Source organism: Halanaerobacter jeridensis, from assembly GCF_016908315.1.
In the GTDB taxonomy this organism is placed as follows: Bacteria; Bacillota; Halanaerobiia; order Halobacteroidales; family Halobacteroidaceae; genus Halanaerobacter; species Halanaerobacter jeridensis.
Genome location: NZ_JAFBDQ010000004.1, coordinates 152,382 through 170,366, shown reverse-complemented (window position 1 = coordinate 170,366; position 17,985 = coordinate 152,382). Strand labels below are relative to the sequence as shown.

The following is a 17,985-nucleotide window of genomic DNA, read 5'->3' as shown; positions in this document are numbered from 1 at the left end:
TAGGGACGAGAGTTTTTTCTCTCGCGATACCACCCTACTTGATATAATTAGATATAAAACCTCTAATCATATCCCCTCTTGCAACAGAGTAACGACTGTTAACCGGATAGATTACTACTATTTCATCTATCTAGCTCCAAGGCGAGTTCAGCTAACGCTTACTACTCCTTTTCTCCGCTATTAGGGTACCTATTCAGTTTAATTTGACAAGCACAATTATAAACTAATTAAGCAAATTTGTCAAATTTATTTCGACCAGTCGATTCGTTCTGCATCGCCCCATAACTTCTCTAATTGATAGTATTCACGTTGCTCATCATGGAATACATGAATTATTACATCTCCATAATCTAAAACAGCCCAACGTGCCCCATCAGTTCCTTCTTTTCTAATCAATTCTATTTTTTCTTCTAATTCACCTTCAATTGAATTAACAATTGCATTCACCTGTGTAGTTGAAGTTCCACTACAAATAACAAAATAATCAGCTAAAATAGAAATCCCATCCATTCCTAATACAAGAATATCTTCTGCACTCTTTTCATCTGCTGCTTTAGCAGCTTTTTTTGCTACATCTAAAGAATTTAACGCCATTAATTGACCCCCTTTTATGATATAAAATTAAACGAAGTTAAAAGTGAATTTAATTTTTCTTCTGTTACTACCCAATAACTAATTCCGCTAATATAATCTGCTTCACCAGGCAGAGTAACAGTTTTTATTTGTTCTAATTTAATGTCTTTAATCAATTTAGCTAGAACTGCAAAATCACTTAAAGCAAGATTCGTATCAACAGTATTGCTAACTTTATTAAGCAATTTAGGTAACTTAAAAACCATAGATGGTGTTAACAATTTATCCGCTACTGCTCTTAAGAACTTCTGCTGTCGCTGTACACGACCAATATCACCTAAATAATCATGGCGAAAGCGTACATAATCAAGAGCTTGTTCACCATTTAAAATTTGCTTTCCCGCAGCCAAATCAATATTGAGACTGGCCGCTTGGTCTACATACTGCAAATCCTTTGCTACTTTTAATTCAACACCATCAATTAAGTCTACTAAATCCGTAAAATTATTATAGTTTATATTTAAATAATAATCAATCTCTATTCCTAAAAATTGGCTGATAGTATTTTGTACTAATTCTACTCCTCCATAAGAGTAAGCAGCATTTATCTTATGATACTTACCATCAGGAAATTTCACTCTTGTATCGCGAGGAATAGATATAATAGAAATTTCTTCTGTCGCCCCATCTATATTAGCTATCATTAAAGTATCAGAACGAGCCCTTTCATCTTGCTTTTGGTCTGTTCCTAACAATAAGAGATTAATTTCTTCCTTAGGATTTGCTAAAAACTGATTATTGTTATTCTTAACTTCAGCTTTCTTTTCAAGCTGAAAATTATTTTGTTTTTCTTGACCTAACAAACAATAAAACATTACCATCCCACTGACAGTGGTAATCAATAGTAGCAAAACTAAATAAAGTAGCACTTTCTGCAATTTTCCGTGCAACATCTGATTCTTCCTCTCTAATAGACTCCAAGTTTAAGTTTTAATTTAAATCTAAGCTTAAAAAACATCAAAAGTTTTTTCTTTACTTAGCCTTAAACTTAAAGTAATGAATTACGTGTCTTAATCGTTTGAGGATGAATAGTTTCACCTAAATCAAGGTGATATCTAATTGTATCTTCACAAGCAGTTCTCACTGCATCATTCAAAGTTCTACCTTTAGTATCCTTTTTAATATGCTTTCTTAACAGATCAATTGTTTCACACTCACGATTAGGCTCAATATGATCAGCTAAAAAAACCACTTTATCTAAAGTAGACATCTCACTACTTCCTAAAGTGTGAACTTTAATCGCTTTTAAAATTACCTCATCTTCAATTCCAAATTCTCTTTTTGCAATTTCTGCTCCAACAGGAGCATGTAATAAAGCTGGTTCATCTTGATAAACGTCGCATATCACTATACCAAATTCTTTTGCTTTTTGCAATAGGTTATTATTGGATAATCCTTTAGCACAATCATGTAATAAACCAGCCCAACGAGCTTTTTCTACATCTACCCCAAAACGTTTAGCTAATCTTACCGCCTCATTCTTAACTGCTAACACATGTTCCAATCTATCTTCACTAATTAACCCTTTTAACTTTTCTATCGCTTCTTCTTCAGTCACGCATTATTCCTCCTTCTTATAAACATATAAATTATGCTTCCTAATATACGCTTCCACTTCTTCAGGTAATTGATACTTAATAGGACGACCATGTTTGACTCTCGTTCTAATATTAGTTGAAGAAATAGCTAAGCCAGGTATTTCTAATAAATTAATACTATCTCGATATTCATCATAAATTTCTTTTCCTAACTGCGATAGACAATATCCTGGTCTACTAGCTGCAATAAACTCTACCTCTTCTAATAATACATCAGGCGCCTTCCAAGTAAAAATTTCTAAAATAGCATCAGCACCTGTAATAAAATATATTTTGGCACCCGGATACATCTCCTTAAATGCTCTCACCGTGTCTATAGTATAAGATAATCCTTGTCTATCGATTTCTATTCTAGAAACTCTAAAGTGAGGATTACTCATAGTAGCTAATAAGGCCATAGAATACCTATCTTCAGCACTAGTTATTTTTTTATCTGTTTTATGAGGAGGATTTCCTGAAGGAACAAATACTACTTTATCTAAATCATATTGATGTCGAGCACATTCTGCAGTCACTAAGTGACCATTATGAATAGGATCAAAAGTGCCTCCCATAATCCCAATCATTTGGTCTTCGTCTTCCATTATTGCCCACTCCTAACTACTATTTAAGAATTAAAGTTAAATGTAAGATTAAGTCTAAGTTCAAAGAAAATCAAACACTATATTTTTATCCTTAGTTTATACTTGATTTTATGATTAATTAGCTAATATTTATAATAAAACTTTAAATTACTTAAGTCAAATATTATTTCCAACTATCCTACCCGCCGGATAATCCCTAATTCACTCAAACGATTTTCTAATTGTTGTGCATTAACAAATTTAATAGCTTTAATCCCTAAACTTGCCGCATTATTTAAACAAACTGGATCATTATCTATGTAAATAACTTTTTCTCCTTTAACATCAAATTTTTCTAAAGCTGATTGATAGATTTCTACTTGTGGCTTACAATATCCTACTTGAGAAGAATTAATAATTTTATCAAAAACTCCAGTCAAGTTTAAATAAGCTAATTTCTCATCTAAGCGTCCAATATCATTAGTCACTAATCCGAGTTGATACTGAGAATCTATACGCTCAATTAAATTAACTACTTCTTCTTTAGGCTCTTCTGAATAATAATATTCTGTCACAAATTCTTTCAACTCTGGTATCGATAGTTCTTCTATCTCTCCTGCTAACCAATGACTAAACTCTTCTAAATTCATCTTTCCAGCTAATAAGGCCATATATTCCTCACTAAAAATATTCTCTTTCATTTCTGCTAAATTCCAATTATATTTTTGGGCATACTTATCTAAAACTCGTTCAAATTTTGTTTCACTCACTACACCACCTAAATCAAATAAAAGAACTTGTTTCATAAAGACCACACTCCCAATAAATACTTGACTATAATAAACATTTCTAGACAACTAATAACTTTCCTTTAAAGAATTAAGTTTAATCTATATAAAGTGGCACTATCGTGCCACTAGCTTTTATCTACTAGCTAGTGGCTAGTAGTAAATTCAAAACCAAAAAACAGTTCATAGCTTTGAATTATTGAATACTAGGTTAATGTTTTAGGTTTTGAATTTGATTTTATGTTTTTAACTACTAGCTCCTAGCTACTTACTTCTAGCTATAAAGTTTCACTGAAAGTGAAACTTTATATAGAAAAAAGGCTACCACAATGGCAGCCTTTTTAGTTAAATCTCACGTTTGATATAATTAGTATGCAGCAATTCATGGGCCAAATGACTATTAGGTGCCCCTAAATAATCTTCATATAACTGCTGCACCTCTTTATTTTGATGCGACTTACGTTTCTTTTTCCCAGCATCAATTTCATAAATTGCTTTCATTCTCTCTTCTACAGTCTCTTGGTTAGTGGGAATTGGCTGTCCTCCGCCCCCAATGCAACCACCTGGGCAAGCCATCATTTCTACAAAATGATATTCTTCTCCATTTTTTATTTTTTCTAATAATTGCCCGACATTGCTTAGTCCACTTGCTACAGCTGTCTTTACAGTCATGCCCTTAATTTCTACTTCAGCTTCTTTGATACCTTCAGCTCCTCGCACTGGCTCAAAATCTAATTCTTCTAATTCCTCTTCTGTAATTAATTCGTAAGCAGTACGTAATGCTGCTTCCATCACTCCACCACTAGAACCAAAGATACTTCCCGCTCCTGTAGATTCACCCATCATAGGATCATAATCCTCTTCTGCTAAATTAACTAAGTCAATTCCAGCCTCTTTAACCATTCTACCTAATTCTCTAGTAGTTAAGACGAAATCTACATCCTGATCCATTTCACCACGACCAGATTCAAATTTCTTAGCAGTACAAGGCATCACAGAAACTACCACCATATCTTCTTTATCAATCCCATGCTGTTGGGCATAGTAAGATTTAGCAACTGCCCCAAACATCTGCTGGGGAGATTTACAACTAGATAGATTCTCTAAATACTCAGGATAAAAATGCTCAATATATTTAATCCAACCTGGGCTACAAGAAGTAAACATAGGAAAAGGACCACCATCCTCAATTCTACCTATCAATTCTGTTCCTTCTTCCATAATTGTTAAATCGGCAGCAAAGTTAGTATCAAAAACTCGATCAAATCCTAATCTTTTCAATCCAGCTACCATTTGTCCTGTTACAATAGTCCCTGGCTTTGACTCAAACAATTCGGCTAAAGCTACTCTCACTGCTGGAGCAGTCTGTACTACAACAAATTTATCTTCATCTTTTAGCATATCCCAGACACGATCATAATGATATACTTCATGTAAAGCTCCAGTTGGACAGGCATGAATACACTGGCCACAATTAGTACACTCTACATTACCCATACCTTTATCACCAAAAGTAGTTAAAACAGTAGCAGGACCCCGATTAGCCATAGTAAAAATACCTACACCTTGCACCTCTTCACACTTACGAATACATCGACCACAAGTAATACATTTATTAGGTTCTCTAACAATTGAAACACTAGAGCGATCATCATCATAACCTTTATCAATAGGATCAAATCTTGTTTGATTTGCTCCTATATCAGCAGCAATCTCTCTTAACTCACAACTTTGATTACGGCTACAAGTTAAGCAGTTTAATCTACAGCTAATATCATGAGAGGCTACAATTAATTCAAAAATATTTCTTCTCACTTCTCTAACTTTAGGGGAATGAGTTTTAATCTTCATACCTTCACTAATCTTAGTTGCACAAGCAGGTTTTAACAATCTTTCGCCCTCTATCTCTACTACACATATTCGACAACCTCCATAAATTGATAAATCTTCTGCATGGCAGAGGGTTGGGATTTTAATCTGCACTTTTTCTGCTGCCTCTAAAATAGTTTCTCCCGATTCAAAATCAACTTGCTGTCCATCTATAAGTGCTGTAGCCATTACTGACCACCTCCCTGTAATAACTCATCCCGATAATGTTCTAAAACAGAAGTTACAAAATTTAATGAACTCTGCCCTAATCCACACCTGGCTGCTAAATAAGTTGTTTGACTCAAATCAGTAATTAGTTCAAAATCTCGCTGCGTTAAATAACCTCTTTCTTTAGCATTTTCTAAAAGATAGCAAACCTGTCTAATTCCTTCTCGACAAGGAAAACAAGTGCCGCAAGTTTCACTCATAAAAAATTCTGCCACATTTAACATTAAATCAATTAAATCATTTTCTTCACTAACTACAATCATAGCCCCTGAACCAGTATTACTGCCAGCAGCTTTAATATCTTCATAACTATAAGGAATATCCAATTTTTCTTGTGGTAAAATAGAAGTTGAAACTCCTCCAGGCACTACAAATTTTAATTGTCCATTATTTCTAATTCCTTTACCTAATTGTTCGACTATTTCTCTAATTGTTAAAGAACCAAATTCTATCTCATAAACTCCTGGTTCATTTACTTCACCACTTAAACTAATTAATTTAGTACCATTACTTTCAGCAGTTCCTAAGGCTGTATAAGTTTCTACACCTTGATTAATTATTTCCACTGCCGCTGCTAATGTTTCCACATTATTAACCAAAGTAGGTTTTCCATATAGTCCACTTTGAATGGGATAAGGAGGCTTAATGCGTGAGCGGGGACGTTGCCCCTCAATTGAATTCAACAATGAGGTTTCATCTCCACAAATATAAGCTCCAGCCCCTCTGATTAGTTCTAACTCAAAATCAAACTCACTACCTAAAATGTTCTCTCCTAACAGCCCCTTTTTTTCTGCTTTTTCAATTATTTTGTTAAAAATTTTAATTGGTTTTACGTATTCTCCGCGAATATAAATATAACCTTTTTCAGCTCCTATCACATAAGCACTAATTAAAATACCTTCTAAAACCTGCCAAGGAGAATTTTCTAACAAATATCTATCTTTAAAAGTTCCTGGTTCTCCTTCATCAGCGTTACAAACAACATATTTTTCTGCCGACTTCTCTTTACGAGCTAATTCCCATTTTACCCCAGCCGGAAATCCTGCTCCCCCACGTCCTTTTAAATCTGCCGTTTTTATATCTGAAATAATATTTTCTGCCGGTGTATTTAATACCTGTTTAAATGCTGTAAAATCATAATCTTCTATTGCTAATATAGGGTCTTTCTTTAAAAAATTAAGCATTCGGCTCCCCCCTTTACATGCAGTCCTTTAAAATTTGAATTGCTCTATTCTCATTAAGATAGGTATAAATCTGGTCATTAACCATCATCACTGGTCCTTCACCACAGTGCCCTAAGCATTCAACTACTTCTAAAGTAAATTTTTTGTCTTCTGTAGTTTCCCCATCTGCAATACCTAAATAATTTTTCACTGCTGTAACAAGGCCCTCGGAATCATTTAAATGACAAGATAAACTATCACAAACACGTACCATATACTTGCCCGTAGGTTCAGTATAAAACATAGAATAAAATTTGATTGTTCCATATACCTTAGAGCGCGGAAGGTCAAACTGGTCTGATAACTTATTAATTTCATTTTCAGGAATATAACCATAAGTGTCTTGAATTGTATGCAGCCGTTCTAATAAATTAGCTCTAGCCACTTGCTCCACCCCCTTTTTTAAACATTTACTTAATAGTATTTCAACAACAACAAAGTTATTATTCTTATTGTACTATTATTCACTAAATAGGGTAGAATTAATTGTGTTAATTTTCTGACATTTTCAGCTAAAAGAATAGTGTTGTTTTATTAATTCGACACTTAGTTACATCATCCTTCTTTTTTAACAATAAAAAAATATCAATATAAGAAAAAATAACCACAATTAGCAATTGAACTAACTTTTCTTTAATATCTTCAAAATTTACTCAGCAGTTAAATAATTAGCTGCTTTAGTAATTTCATTCGCTGGACCTACTAGAAAAACCTGGTCTAAAGGCTCTAGCCTAGTATTACCATGAGGAATTCTAAACTCATCAGCTTCATAATCAAATTTACCTGCAATTAACAACTGCTCAGGAAATTCTTCTGCATTAGCTATCGAAGAAATAGTCATATCTACACAGGCTGCTTCTTCTGGAATTGTTAAAATTGAAATTTCAGCTTTACCTCCGCTCAAAGAATAAACTTTACGCACATCTGGCTGTTCAATATCTAAGACAAATTCTTCCACCATTAAATCTATTACTCCAGCAATAGTTGTAGCACCTGCCAATTGATAAGCACTTTCATACTCTGGGTCTCTCATTCGCACCATAATTTGCTCTATGTCATAGTTCTTAGCTAAAAGGGAAAAGGCTAAATTATCAGCATCATTACGCATTACTCCTACTGCTACATCAGCTTTAGCAATTCCTGCTTCTTTTAAAACTTTAATATTTGTCGCACTACCATTAATACTTATTGCCCCATAATCTGAATAAATCCTTTCACATACACTTTCATCTAAATCAATAACTACTACATCATGATTTTCTACTAATTGAGCTGTTAAGTTACGTCCAACTACACCACCACCAGCAATAACAATATACATATTAATCCCTCCAAGCTTGTGGACTAAATAGAATAAAGATCGGTAAAATTTCTAATCGACCAGCTAACATAGCAATAATATAAGTGATTTTAATCCCATCTGACAAACTCTGCATCTTACTGACACTAAAGTAAAACGGACCAATATTACCCAGAGCAGAAAAAATTCCCGAAAAAGCATTCCAAGCTGGTAAATCAGATAAAATAGCTGTGATTCCTCCACCAATCAATATTAGAACCAACCAACTAAAGAATAACGCAACAATTCTAAAAATTTCATCATCAGGAATAATATTTCCTTCTACAACTACTGGTAAAACAGCACGTTTGGGGTAATAAATCTTTTTTACTTCACGGTTAAATAACTTATTTAAAATAGCAATTCTAATCACCTTAATCCCACCGGAAGTGGAACCTACACAACCCCCAATTAACATTAAAATTAATAATAACTGCTTAGCTAAAGCAGGGAAAAATGCTCCATTAATACTTTCAGTACCAAATCCTGTTGTAGTAATTATTGATACCACCTGAAATAAAGTAGTTCTAAAAGTTTTCTCTAGACCACTCCATTCAAAGGGGAAATGTAAATAATGCTCAAACAAGATCAAAGAAGAAACCCCAGCAATAATTCCCCAAAAGTACTTCATCTCTATTCCTGACCACAATTCTTCAATTTTGCCTGTTAAAATTTTATAGTGTACTAAAAAGTTAATTCCACCAGCGGCCATAAAAATAATAATTACATATTCAATCAGATGATAATATTGATAACCAGCCGTTTTAAAATATCCAATACTGGCATCATAACTAGAAAATCCTCCTGTTGATAGAGTAGTAAATGAATGAATCAAAGCATCAAAAAAGGTTAACCCTAAAATTTTTAACAGTATTATCTCTACTATAGTAAAACCAGCATAAATTAACCATAAAATTTTAATTGTTTTAAAAATATTAGGCACTGGCCGAGACATATTTATCTTATGACTTTCAGCAGTGAATAACTGGAAAAGACCAGACTGTCCCCGAAAAGTGACCACTAAAAAGAAAGTTAAAAACCCTAATCCACCTAACCACTGAATCAAACTACGCCAAAATAAAATGGAACGCGGAAATTCACTTAAACCACTAAACACAGTAATACCTGTAGTAGTAAATCCACTTACTGTCTCAAATAAAGTGTCCACATAAGAATAATCTAATTCTAAATAAAAGGGGATAGCCCCAATTGCTGAAATTACAATCCATCCTAAGGCACAGACCAACATCCCAGTAGAAATGGTGATTTTTTCTTCCCTAAATTTAAGCCGAGCTAATAATCCTGCAAGCAATGAACTCAAAGCAGGAATTAAAAAACTACTAATTATCTGCTCCTGATAAATAAAACTAACTATAATAGGTATTAATAACATTACCCCTAATACTACTAATAGAGACCCTAATAAGCTAATTATAGTTCTCATCTTTTGATTTAATAGTTTAGTTTTTAAAATTGAAGCCACCCCCTCAAGGGTTAAACAATTTAATTTAACTCATTACTTCCACAAATTTTTCTACTGAGCGATCATAAGTCTTTTCTGCATTTTCAGGAAAAAAGCAGCCAGGTATTTCTCCTTTTTCATTATGATATTTAACACAAGCACAACAATTACCTTTTCTTGGACAAGGTTCATAAGTACAAGTACAATATTCTTTATTGCTTTCTACTTCTGTACAATCAGCCATAATATCCCTCCTGATTTAATTTTAATCATCAGCCTTTTCGCTCAATAATTCTTCTATTTCTGCTTCTGAAAATTGATACTTTTTACCGCAAAACTGACAGCGGATTTCTACTTGCCCTTCTTGCTCAATAGTTTCTCTTAATTCTTCTTCTCCTAATCCTAAAATCATCTCTTCAATTCTATCTTTATCACATTTACACTTGAATTTAACATCTTGTTCATCAATTATTTCAAAATCAAAACCAGTTAAGACTTTATCTAATAATTCTTGTGGCCCATTTCCTTCATCTATTATTTTGCTTACCTCTTCCAAATTAGCTATATTTTTTTCTAGATGGTCGATTGTTTCATCACTTGCTTCAGGCAATACTTGTATCACAAAACCTCCAGCAGCTCGCACTGACAAATCTTTATCTACTAAAACTCCTAAACCAACTGAAGAAGGTATCTGTTCCGAATTAGTAAAATAATAAGTTAAATCTTCTGCTATCTCTCCTGAAACAAGAGGTATTTGACCGCGATAAGGATCTTTTAACCCCAAGTCTTTTTCAACAACTAATTCTCCAGCTCCAATTGCTCCTGCTACATCTAATTTTCCCTGTTCATTAATTTCTGTTTCTACTTGGGGATTATTTACATAACCTCTTACTTCACCATCTTGATTAGCATTAACTATTATCTTTTTTAATTGCCCACTGCCTCTAATAGTTAAGCTAATTTCTGAGCCTGATAATTCCATATTAGACATTAATAAGCCACCTGTTAAAGCTCGACCTAAAGCTGCAGTAGCAACTGGACTAGTTTGATGTAATTCCTGGGCTGTAGCTACAACTTCTGTAGATTTTACTGCTAATGCTCTTACTTCCTGATTTGAAGTTAAAACTCTGACTAAATTATCTTCCATTTTTGATCACCTCTTAATTCTTTTAATCGTTTTACTATATCATAAGTATTACCAGCTACTCCACCTAATTCTATTTTAGGTTTTAATTCACCGTGAAAATCACTACCAGCTGTAATTAATAAGTCTTTCTCTTTAGCTAATTCCACAAATCCTTCTAATTCATCATCAGAATGATAAGTACTATAAGATTCAATTCCCTCTAAACCAGCAGATTTTAAATCATCTATTACTTCTTCATCACTTACTTTTATAGTAGAACCAGGATGAGCTAACACTGCTACTCCACCTAATTCTCTAATCAAATTAATTGTATCTTTAGCACTTGGTTTCCAACACGGAACATAAGCCTTAGCCCCAGCTTTGAAATAATCAAGATAAAAGTTAAAATAAGGCTGGTCGCTTTTAGCCCCATTTAAATAAGTCTGTAATTGGGGTTTATCTTGATTTCCCTCTTTACTTAATACAACTTTAGCAATAAAACCTCCTAATGGACGCTCTACATCAGCTTTTTCTAAAACTTCTTCTGCAGTAATTTCTAAACCAAGATTTTGTAATGCTTCAATTCGTTCATAAAATTGTTCCATCTTAGCTTCATCCATACCATCTAATAATTGATCAATCCTATTAGATTTCCAATCAATATAATACCCTAAAATATGTAAAGTATTAGTCCCATAGTTAGTATCAAATTCTACTCCAGGTATTATTTCTAAATCACTATCTTTTGTCAATTCCAAGGCTTCATCAATAGCAGCAGTACAATTATGATCTGTAATCGAAATTGCTGCTAAATCTTTCTGATTTGCTCTAACTATTAGTTCTTTTACAGGCAAATCTGCATCATCACTGTAATTACTATGCATATGTAAATCTACTCTTTTCATCATTTCACACCTTTCTTCTTTTAAACTAATTTGAATAACCAAGTAAAACAACTACCTACAATTATAACAAACTTTCTTCTCCTTTATAACCCCAATATAAAAAAAGCAGGCTGAAAATTTTCAAACCTGCTTTTAAGATCATTTTTTTTGGTATTGAATAAAATAATATATGTTATCGAAGAATATATATATTTCAACTATTAAGTAAAACCAATAGAGATTATTCAAGTGGCTTTTAATTACTAATAAAACAAAAAAACAAAGAACTAATAATAAAATAGTAATTATTTTAAATATATTGACTTCAAAGCCTAAACTTTCTAAAGTGATATTCATAACCACAGTAATCACAAATAACATATGTAACGCAAATGTTATATTAGACGTTAAAAATTCCATATTATCCCCCCATTTATTATCGCTGAATTTCATTTAATAAATTTCCTTTTATAGACAAATTTCACGATGAGATACATTTTTCCTTCTTTTAAAGAAATAATTTTTTATTTATTTTCTAAATAAATAAAAAATAATACATAAATATCAAAAAGATATTTATCAGTCAAAATAAAAAAAGGATTTTGGAAAAAAATATCGAAGTTTGTCTTTAGAAAGGAGTGCAAAAATGAGATTAATTCACGTCAAGAATTTAAGCCCCGATATGAAATTAGCTAAGCCAATTTATGATGATGACAATAATCTATTAGTTAATATTCACTGTAAAAACATCCATAAATATAAAGAACGTTTATTAAATTTAGGAATCAAACATATTTATATCGAGGATGAAAAATCTGAAAATATAGAAGTTGAAAATGTTGTCAGTAGTGATTTAAAAAGAAAATGTGAATCTGCAATTAGAGACACATTTTCTAATATTAAAGAAGATAAAAAAATTAATGTGAAGGAAATAACTCAAAATATTAAAAACTTAGTTGACGAAATACTAAACAATAAAAACGTATTAGTTAATTTAATAGATATTAAAAGCACTGATTCCTATACTTTCCAACATTCTGTTAATGTAGCTACCTTATCAGTTATTTTAGCTAATAGTTTAAACTACAATCGAAAACAATTAGTTAAAATCGGAACTGGAGCTATCTTACATGATGTTGGTAAATTAGCTATACCAGAAGAAATTCTTAAAAAACCAAGTAAATTAAATAATCAAGAATATAAAATCATCAAGGAACATCCCTCTTTAGGTTATAAAAACACTAAAAACAATCATCAAATCAGTCCTCTATCACGAGTAATTATTCTTTATCACCATGAACAGGTTAACGGGGAAGGATATCCGGATGGACTAGTTAAAGAAGATATTCATGAATTTGCTAGATTAGTCTCAGTAGCTGATGTTTTTGATGCTCTAACTAGTGACCGCTGCTATAGAGATAGATGGTCTGCTCGCAAAGCAATAGACTTTTTAATTTCTAAAAGTGGCACTAAATTTGATACTGAGTTTGTACGAGAATTTATGAAAAATATTGCTATTTTCCCTAATGGAACTGCTGTTAAGTTGAACACAGGTCAAAAGGCACTTATTAAAGAACAAAATAAGGAAGCACCAGCTAGGCCCGTAATTAAAATAATTACTGATGAACAGGGCAATGAATTAGATGAATATAAAACTATTAATTTGATGAATAAATTGAATATTGTTATTGAAAATGAATTGACTTAATAGTAAAAACAGCAACCCCGTTATTGATGGTTGCTGTTTTTTCTAATTTTTTAAATTTAAATCATAATTTCGTAATTTCTTTTCATTTTATTGATTTTTTGAATTTATTCTCTCACTTGTCCTTCACCAAAGACAATAAACTTAGTTGTAGTCAATTCGTTAACTCCCATTGGACCTCTTGCATGCAGCTTCTGTGTACTAATTCCAATTTCAGCTCCTAAACCAAATTGACCTCCATCAGTAAATCTTGTCGAAGCATTAACATAAACTGCTGCTGCATCAATAATATCAGTAAATTTATGGGCCTTGGTATAATTTTCAGTAATAATTGCTTCAGAATGCTTAGTACTATACTCATCAATATGCTCTACTGCTGCATCAAAACTGTCAACAACTTTAATTGCCAAGATATAATCTAAAAACTCTGTTGCCCAATCTTCTTCACTAGCTGCTTGAACATCATCTACTATTTCTTGAACACGATCATCACCTTTAACTGTTGTATCTCTTTGCTGTAATTCATCAACCATCTGAGGTAAAAATTCTTCAGCTACATCCTGATGAACTAGCAACGTCTCCATTGCATTACAAACCCCTGTTCGCTGAGTTTTAGCATTGATAGTAATTTCTGTAGCCATATCTAAATCTGCTTCAGAATCAACATAAGTATGACAATTTCCTACACCAGTTTCAATTACAGGTACAGTAGAATTATTAACTACAGCATTAATTAATCCTGCCCCACCACGAGGAATTAAAACATCTAAGTAATCATTAAGCTTAAACATTTCTTGTACTGCCTTTCGCTCTGTTGATTCAATCAATTCAATTGAACCTTCTGGTAATCCTGCTTGATAAGCAGCTTTAGCAATTACTTTTACAATAGCTTTATTAGAATTAATCGCACTAGAACTACCTCTTAAAACTACTGTATTCCCCGCTTTTAAACATAATCCTGCTGCATCTACAGTTACATTCGGACGAGCTTCATAAATAATCCCAATCACACCTAAAGGCACTTTCACTTTTCCTATTTTCAATCCATTAGGTCTTTTCTTCATTTCCATCATTTCACCAATTGGATCATCAAATTGAGCTACTTCTCTTAATCCATTGGCCATTTTTTCAATTCTATCTTCTGTTAGCAATAGTCGGTCTAATAAAGACTCAGGCAAATCATTCTCTCTTCCATATTCCATATCTTTTTCATTTTCTTCTAAAATATAATCTTTTCTATCTAATAATGCATCTGCCATAGCTAATAAAGCTTCATTCTTTATTTCAGAACCTAAATTTGCTAAATCCTTCGCTGCCTCATTTGCTCTTTTCGATTTCTTAACTACATTTTCTTTAATACTCATCTGCTCTCACTCCTCTTTAAAATTTTAAATATAATCTATATAAAGTTGCACTTTTAGTGCAACTTTATAGCTAGAAGTAAGTAGCTAGGAGCTAGTAGTTAAAAAAATAAAATTAAATTCAAAACTGTGAACTGTTTTTTGGTTTTGAATTTACTACTAGCTACTAGCTTTTATCTACTAGCTAGTGGCACGATAGTGCCACTTTATATAGATAATACTAAGTTATCACGATGAATAACTTCATCATAGGCTTGATAGCCTAATTTTTCTTCTATTTCATCAGATTGAAGCCCTTCAATTTGCTCTACTTCTCGTTGTGCATAATTTACTAAACCACGTCCAATCTTAGTTCCTGATTGATCAAAAACATCAACTACATCTCCCGCTGAAAAGTTACCTTTAGTCTCTATAATTCCACAAGCGAGCAAACTACTCCCACTTTCTTGCAGTGCCTTAACAGCTCCAGAATCTACAATTAATTCCCCTTCTACTGCCATATTAAAAGCAATCCATTTATCTCGACTAGGTAATCCTTCTTCAGCTAAAAATGTGGTTCCTATTTCTTTGCCTTCTATAATTTTAGTTAAAACCTTATCCTGCTTACCATTAGCAATAATCATTGGTATACCAGCTTTGGTTGCAATTTTAGCTGCTTCAATTTTGGTAGCCATACCTCCAGTTCCTCGCTCGGTACCAGAACCCCCTGCTGCAGATTCAACTGTTGAAATATCTTCTACTTCACTAATCAATTCTGCATCTTGATTTTCACGGGGGTCAGTAGTATATAGACCATCTATATCAGATAACATAATTAATAAATCAGCATCAATCAAACTACTAACTAAAGCTGATAAGGTATCATTATCACCAAATTTAATTTCTTTAACAGCTACTGTATCATTTTCATTAATAATTGGTACTACATTATATTTAAGTAATTGATTAATAGTATTACGAGAATTCAAATATCTTTTGCGGTCATTAAGATCATTTTGGGTTAATAATATTTGAGCAGCTTCATAGCCATACTCGCTAAATAACTTTTGATATGTTTTCATTAATAAACCCTGGCCAATTGAAGCTAAAGCCTGCTTTTCAGGAATGCTACGATCAATCTTATTTAACCTCAATTTTCCTTGCCCCGCTGCTATAGCTCCAGAGCTAACAAAAATAATATCTAAATCTTGATTTTTTAAATTACTAATATCTCTAACTAACTTATCAATCCGATTTAAATTAAGCTTAGAATTTTCATAAGTTAAAGTACTACTTCCTACTTTAACTACTATTCTTTGCGCCTGCTTAATTTCATTTTGCATAATTCACACCCTCGCTTCTTTTTTATAGTAAGACAGTAAAACAGTTCAACTGTCTTACTGTCTTACTGCTTCCTCCGTGTTTTTAAAATTCAAAAAACACTCCGTTCAGCCCCATTCTCTCTACTTTTGGCTTTACTAACTGCCCAATCTATCTACAACAATTTTCCCAAATTTCACTACCAGCTACTCTTTACCATTTCTTAACTAGGTAAATTATACTGTGAATCCTCTTCATCTTGTCTAAATAAAACAATTACACTACCAATAGTTTGAATCACTTCTGCATCAAGGGCATCAGCTAATTCATGAGCTGCCTCTTTAGTACCATATAAACTATTATCAAGTACTCTAATTTTAATTAACTCTTTAGAAGAAATAGTTTCATCTACTTGGTTAATTACAGCTTGAGTAATACCATCTTTACCTATTTGCAGTACAGGATTCATACTATTAGCTTCTCCACGTAAATAAGCTCTTTGTTTTCCAGTCATTTTATCACTCCTATTGTGATAGTTTATTTTCTAATCATTATAATATTCAAATTCTAATCCAGCTACATTAACTTTTTCACCATCATTAATTCCAGCATCTCTTAGAGCATCTTCTAAACCTGCATTTTGTAGAGTTTTGATTAGATGTCTTAATCCTTCTTCAGTACTTAGATCCGCCATAGCTACTTTTCTTTCTACTTCTTCGCCACTGACTTGATAAACTCCATTCTCTTTATTTATCTTAAACTTTTCACCCTCTTCTTCAGGTTGAGGACCTTTAATTACTACTTCCTCTTCTTCAGGTTCAATTTGAGGTTGAGGAGTTTCTTCAACTAATTCATTAACTCTACTAATTAAATCATCTAGCCCTTCACCAGTTACAGCAGATATCGGAAATACCTCATACCCTTCTGCTTCCAATTCTTTCTTAACTTCAACTAAATTATCTTTATCATCCATTAAATCTATCTTGTTAGCAGCTACTACTTGCGGTCGATCTAATAAATCCGCATTGAATTTAGATAATTCTTGATTAATCTTCTTAAAATCTTCTAAAGGTTCACGACCTTCTAAAGCAGAAATATCAAGCATATGGATTAAAACTTTGGTCCGCTCTACATGTCGTAAAAATTGATCACCTAAACCTACTCCACTATGAGCCCCTTCAATCAATCCAGGGATATCAGCCATCACAAAAGTATTATAATCCCCTACTTTAACTACACCTAAATTAGGAGTAGTCGTTGTAAAGTGATAAGCTCCGGTCTTAGGTTTAGCTGCAGAAACTTTAGAAATCAAAGTTGATTTTCCTACACTAGGATAACCAACCACACCCACATCTGCTAATAATTTTAATTCCAATTTTAACTCTTTCTTTTCTCCTGGTTCACCATTTTCAGAAAACTTAGGAGCTTGCCGAGTTGAATTTTTAAATCTAGCATTACCACGACCACCCCGTCCTCCTTCTGCTATAACTACTTGCTGTCCTGCTTCTACTAAGTCAGCAACTATTTCATCTTTTTTAACATTAGTTACTGTAGTCCCTGGAGGAACAGGTACAATTAAATCTTCAGCATCTTTACCATGCTGATCTTTGCTGCCTCCTCTTTCTCCACTCTGTGCTTCAAAAACTTTACGTTCTTTAAAATCTAGTAAAGTATTAATTCCTTCATCAACTTCAAAAATTACATTTCCCCCATGGCCACCATCTCCACCGTCGGGACCACCGGATGGTTCATACTTTTCCCGGCGAAAGCTAGTCATACCGTCTCCACCATCGCCACCTTTAACTTTAATTTCAACTTCATCAACAAACATTACTACCAACTCCATTATCTAATTGTTAAAAAACAAACTACTAATTATTTATTTTTTCAATTCTGATTCAAATTAT

General features: G+C 32.8%; 18 protein-coding genes and 1 other annotated feature (1 of these 19 cut by a window edge). Of the genes, 1 reads left to right on the top strand and 17 read right to left on the bottom strand.

Translation table 11 applies throughout. The features are described 5' to 3' along the window. Positions 1 to 184 (bottom strand) — a binding site (T-box leader); it reaches 2 nt to the left of the window's first position. Between the two features lie 62 nt (positions 185 to 246). The 13 genes from rsfS to JOC47_RS05145 form a co-directional block, all read right to left on the bottom strand. After that, positions 247 to 594 (bottom strand): ribosome silencing factor, encoded by a 348-nt coding sequence (gene rsfS / locus JOC47_RS05205; protein WP_204700924.1) that lies wholly within the window; start codon positions 592 to 594, stop codon positions 247 to 249. Between the two features lie 14 nt (positions 595 to 608). After that, positions 609 to 1,526, bottom strand: coding sequence for an LCP family protein (locus JOC47_RS05200; RefSeq protein ID WP_204700923.1), 918 nt, complete (start codon positions 1,524 to 1,526; stop codon positions 609 to 611). A gap of 95 nt (positions 1,527 to 1,621) precedes the next feature. Continuing rightward, positions 1,622 to 2,191, bottom strand: coding sequence for a bis(5'-nucleosyl)-tetraphosphatase (symmetrical) YqeK (gene yqeK, locus JOC47_RS05195; RefSeq protein ID WP_204700922.1), 570 nt, complete (start codon positions 2,189 to 2,191; stop codon positions 1,622 to 1,624). 3 nt (positions 2,192 to 2,194) lie between these two features. After that, positions 2,195 to 2,815, bottom strand: coding sequence for a nicotinate-nucleotide adenylyltransferase (nadD, locus tag JOC47_RS05190; RefSeq protein ID WP_204700921.1), 621 nt, complete (start codon positions 2,813 to 2,815; stop codon positions 2,195 to 2,197). A gap of 173 nt (positions 2,816 to 2,988) precedes the next feature. Beyond that, entirely contained in the window at positions 2,989 to 3,600 is a 612-nt protein-coding gene (locus JOC47_RS05185) for an HAD hydrolase-like protein (RefSeq protein ID WP_204700920.1), read from the bottom strand. A 327-nt stretch (positions 3,601 to 3,927) separates the two neighbouring features. After that, positions 3,928 to 5,640 (bottom strand): NADH-dependent [FeFe] hydrogenase, group A6, encoded by a 1,713-nt coding sequence (locus tag JOC47_RS05180; protein WP_204700919.1) that lies wholly within the window; start codon positions 5,638 to 5,640, stop codon positions 3,928 to 3,930. After that, positions 5,640 to 6,863 (bottom strand): complex I 51 kDa subunit family protein, encoded by a 1,224-nt coding sequence (locus tag JOC47_RS05175; protein ID WP_204700918.1) that lies wholly within the window; start codon positions 6,861 to 6,863, stop codon positions 5,640 to 5,642. The genes JOC47_RS05180 and JOC47_RS05175 overlap by 1 nt, the downstream gene beginning before the upstream one ends. A 13-nt stretch (positions 6,864 to 6,876) precedes the next feature. Then, positions 6,877 to 7,287 (bottom strand): NADH-quinone oxidoreductase subunit NuoE, encoded by a 411-nt coding sequence (gene nuoE, locus JOC47_RS05170; RefSeq protein ID WP_204700917.1) that lies wholly within the window; start codon positions 7,285 to 7,287, stop codon positions 6,877 to 6,879. 264 nt (positions 7,288 to 7,551) lie between these two features. Next, entirely contained in the window at positions 7,552 to 8,223 is a 672-nt protein-coding gene (locus JOC47_RS05165; protein WP_204700916.1) for a potassium channel family protein, read from the bottom strand. A 1-nt stretch (position 8,224) separates the two neighbouring features. Further along, positions 8,225 to 9,724: a TrkH family potassium uptake protein gene (locus tag JOC47_RS05160; RefSeq protein ID WP_338035324.1), complete on the bottom strand. Its 1,500-nt coding sequence runs from the start codon at positions 9,722 to 9,724 to the stop codon at positions 8,225 to 8,227. Positions 9,725 to 9,749: 25 nt separating this feature from the next. Further along, the gene (locus JOC47_RS05155; RefSeq protein WP_204700915.1) at positions 9,750 to 9,947 is read right to left on the bottom strand and encodes a DUF6485 family protein; all 198 of its coding nucleotides are present in this window, start codon (positions 9,945 to 9,947) and stop codon (positions 9,750 to 9,752) included. Between the two features lie 21 nt (positions 9,948 to 9,968). After that, complete coding sequence (hslO, locus tag JOC47_RS05150) at positions 9,969 to 10,850, bottom strand: Hsp33 family molecular chaperone HslO (protein ID WP_204700914.1); 882 nt, start codon at positions 10,848 to 10,850, stop codon at positions 9,969 to 9,971. Then, positions 10,835 to 11,737, bottom strand: a complete 903-nt coding sequence (locus JOC47_RS05145; RefSeq protein ID WP_239550924.1) for a PHP domain-containing protein — start codon at positions 11,735 to 11,737, stop codon at positions 10,835 to 10,837. The genes hslO and JOC47_RS05145 overlap by 16 nt, the downstream gene beginning before the upstream one ends. A gap of 622 nt (positions 11,738 to 12,359) precedes the next feature. Between JOC47_RS05145 and JOC47_RS05140 the strand changes: the two genes are divergently transcribed. Further along, positions 12,360 to 13,421, top strand: a complete 1,062-nt coding sequence (locus JOC47_RS05140; RefSeq protein ID WP_204700913.1) for an HD-GYP domain-containing protein — start codon at positions 12,360 to 12,362, stop codon at positions 13,419 to 13,421. A gap of 104 nt (positions 13,422 to 13,525) precedes the next feature. Here JOC47_RS05140 and JOC47_RS05135 read toward each other — a convergent pair whose 3' ends face one another. From JOC47_RS05135 to obgE, 4 genes are all read right to left on the bottom strand, one after another. Then, entirely contained in the window at positions 13,526 to 14,782 is a 1,257-nt protein-coding gene (locus JOC47_RS05135) for a glutamate-5-semialdehyde dehydrogenase (protein ID WP_204700912.1), read from the bottom strand. Positions 14,783 to 14,985: 203 nt separating this feature from the next. Further along, positions 14,986 to 16,101 (bottom strand): glutamate 5-kinase, encoded by a 1,116-nt coding sequence (gene proB / locus JOC47_RS05130; protein ID WP_204700911.1) that lies wholly within the window; start codon positions 16,099 to 16,101, stop codon positions 14,986 to 14,988. Between the two features lie 200 nt (positions 16,102 to 16,301). After that, a complete protein-coding gene (yhbY, locus tag JOC47_RS05125; RefSeq protein ID WP_204700910.1) occupies positions 16,302 to 16,592 on the bottom strand; it encodes a ribosome assembly RNA-binding protein YhbY in 291 nt (96 codons plus the stop codon). 30 nt (positions 16,593 to 16,622) lie between these two features. Further along, the gene (gene obgE / locus JOC47_RS05120; RefSeq protein WP_204700909.1) at positions 16,623 to 17,909 is read right to left on the bottom strand and encodes a GTPase ObgE; all 1,287 of its coding nucleotides are present in this window, start codon (positions 17,907 to 17,909) and stop codon (positions 16,623 to 16,625) included. Positions 17,910 to 17,985 lie beyond the last annotated feature (76 nt).

What these genes read in the sequence shown, in the direction of transcription:
- JOC47_RS05165 (WP_204700916.1), bottom strand. Translation starts at nt 8,223, where the DNA reads ATGTATATTGTTATTGCTGGTGGTGGTGTAGTTGGACGTAACTTAACA.
- JOC47_RS05175 (WP_204700918.1), bottom strand. Translation starts at nt 6,863, where the DNA reads ATGCTTAATTTTTTAAAGAAAGACCCTATATTAGCAATAGAAGATTAT.
- JOC47_RS05140 (WP_204700913.1), top strand. Translation starts at nt 12,360, where the DNA reads ATGAGATTAATTCACGTCAAGAATTTAAGCCCCGATATGAAATTAGCT.
- rsfS (WP_204700924.1), bottom strand. Translation starts at nt 594, where the DNA reads ATGGCGTTAAATTCTTTAGATGTAGCAAAAAAAGCTGCTAAAGCAGCA.
- JOC47_RS05180 (WP_204700919.1), bottom strand. Translation starts at nt 5,640, where the DNA reads ATGGCTACAGCACTTATAGATGGACAGCAAGTTGATTTTGAATCGGGA.
- JOC47_RS05155 (WP_204700915.1), bottom strand. Translation starts at nt 9,947, where the DNA reads ATGGCTGATTGTACAGAAGTAGAAAGCAATAAAGAATATTGTACTTGT.
- proB (WP_204700911.1), bottom strand. Translation starts at nt 16,101, where the DNA reads ATGCAAAATGAAATTAAGCAGGCGCAAAGAATAGTAGTTAAAGTAGGA.
- nadD (WP_204700921.1), bottom strand. Translation starts at nt 2,815, where the DNA reads ATGGAAGACGAAGACCAAATGATTGGGATTATGGGAGGCACTTTTGAT.
- JOC47_RS05200 (WP_204700923.1), bottom strand. Translation starts at nt 1,526, where the DNA reads ATGTTGCACGGAAAATTGCAGAAAGTGCTACTTTATTTAGTTTTGCTA.
- obgE (WP_204700909.1), bottom strand. Translation starts at nt 17,909, where the DNA reads ATGTTTGTTGATGAAGTTGAAATTAAAGTTAAAGGTGGCGATGGTGGA.
- JOC47_RS05185 (WP_204700920.1), bottom strand. Translation starts at nt 3,600, where the DNA reads ATGAAACAAGTTCTTTTATTTGATTTAGGTGGTGTAGTGAGTGAAACA.
- JOC47_RS05135 (WP_204700912.1), bottom strand. Translation starts at nt 14,782, where the DNA reads ATGAGTATTAAAGAAAATGTAGTTAAGAAATCGAAAAGAGCAAATGAG.
- hslO (WP_204700914.1), bottom strand. Translation starts at nt 10,850, where the DNA reads ATGGAAGATAATTTAGTCAGAGTTTTAACTTCAAATCAGGAAGTAAGA.
- yhbY (WP_204700910.1), bottom strand. Translation starts at nt 16,592, where the DNA reads ATGACTGGAAAACAAAGAGCTTATTTACGTGGAGAAGCTAATAGTATG.
- JOC47_RS05145 (WP_239550924.1), bottom strand. Translation starts at nt 11,737, where the DNA reads ATGATGAAAAGAGTAGATTTACATATGCATAGTAATTACAGTGATGAT.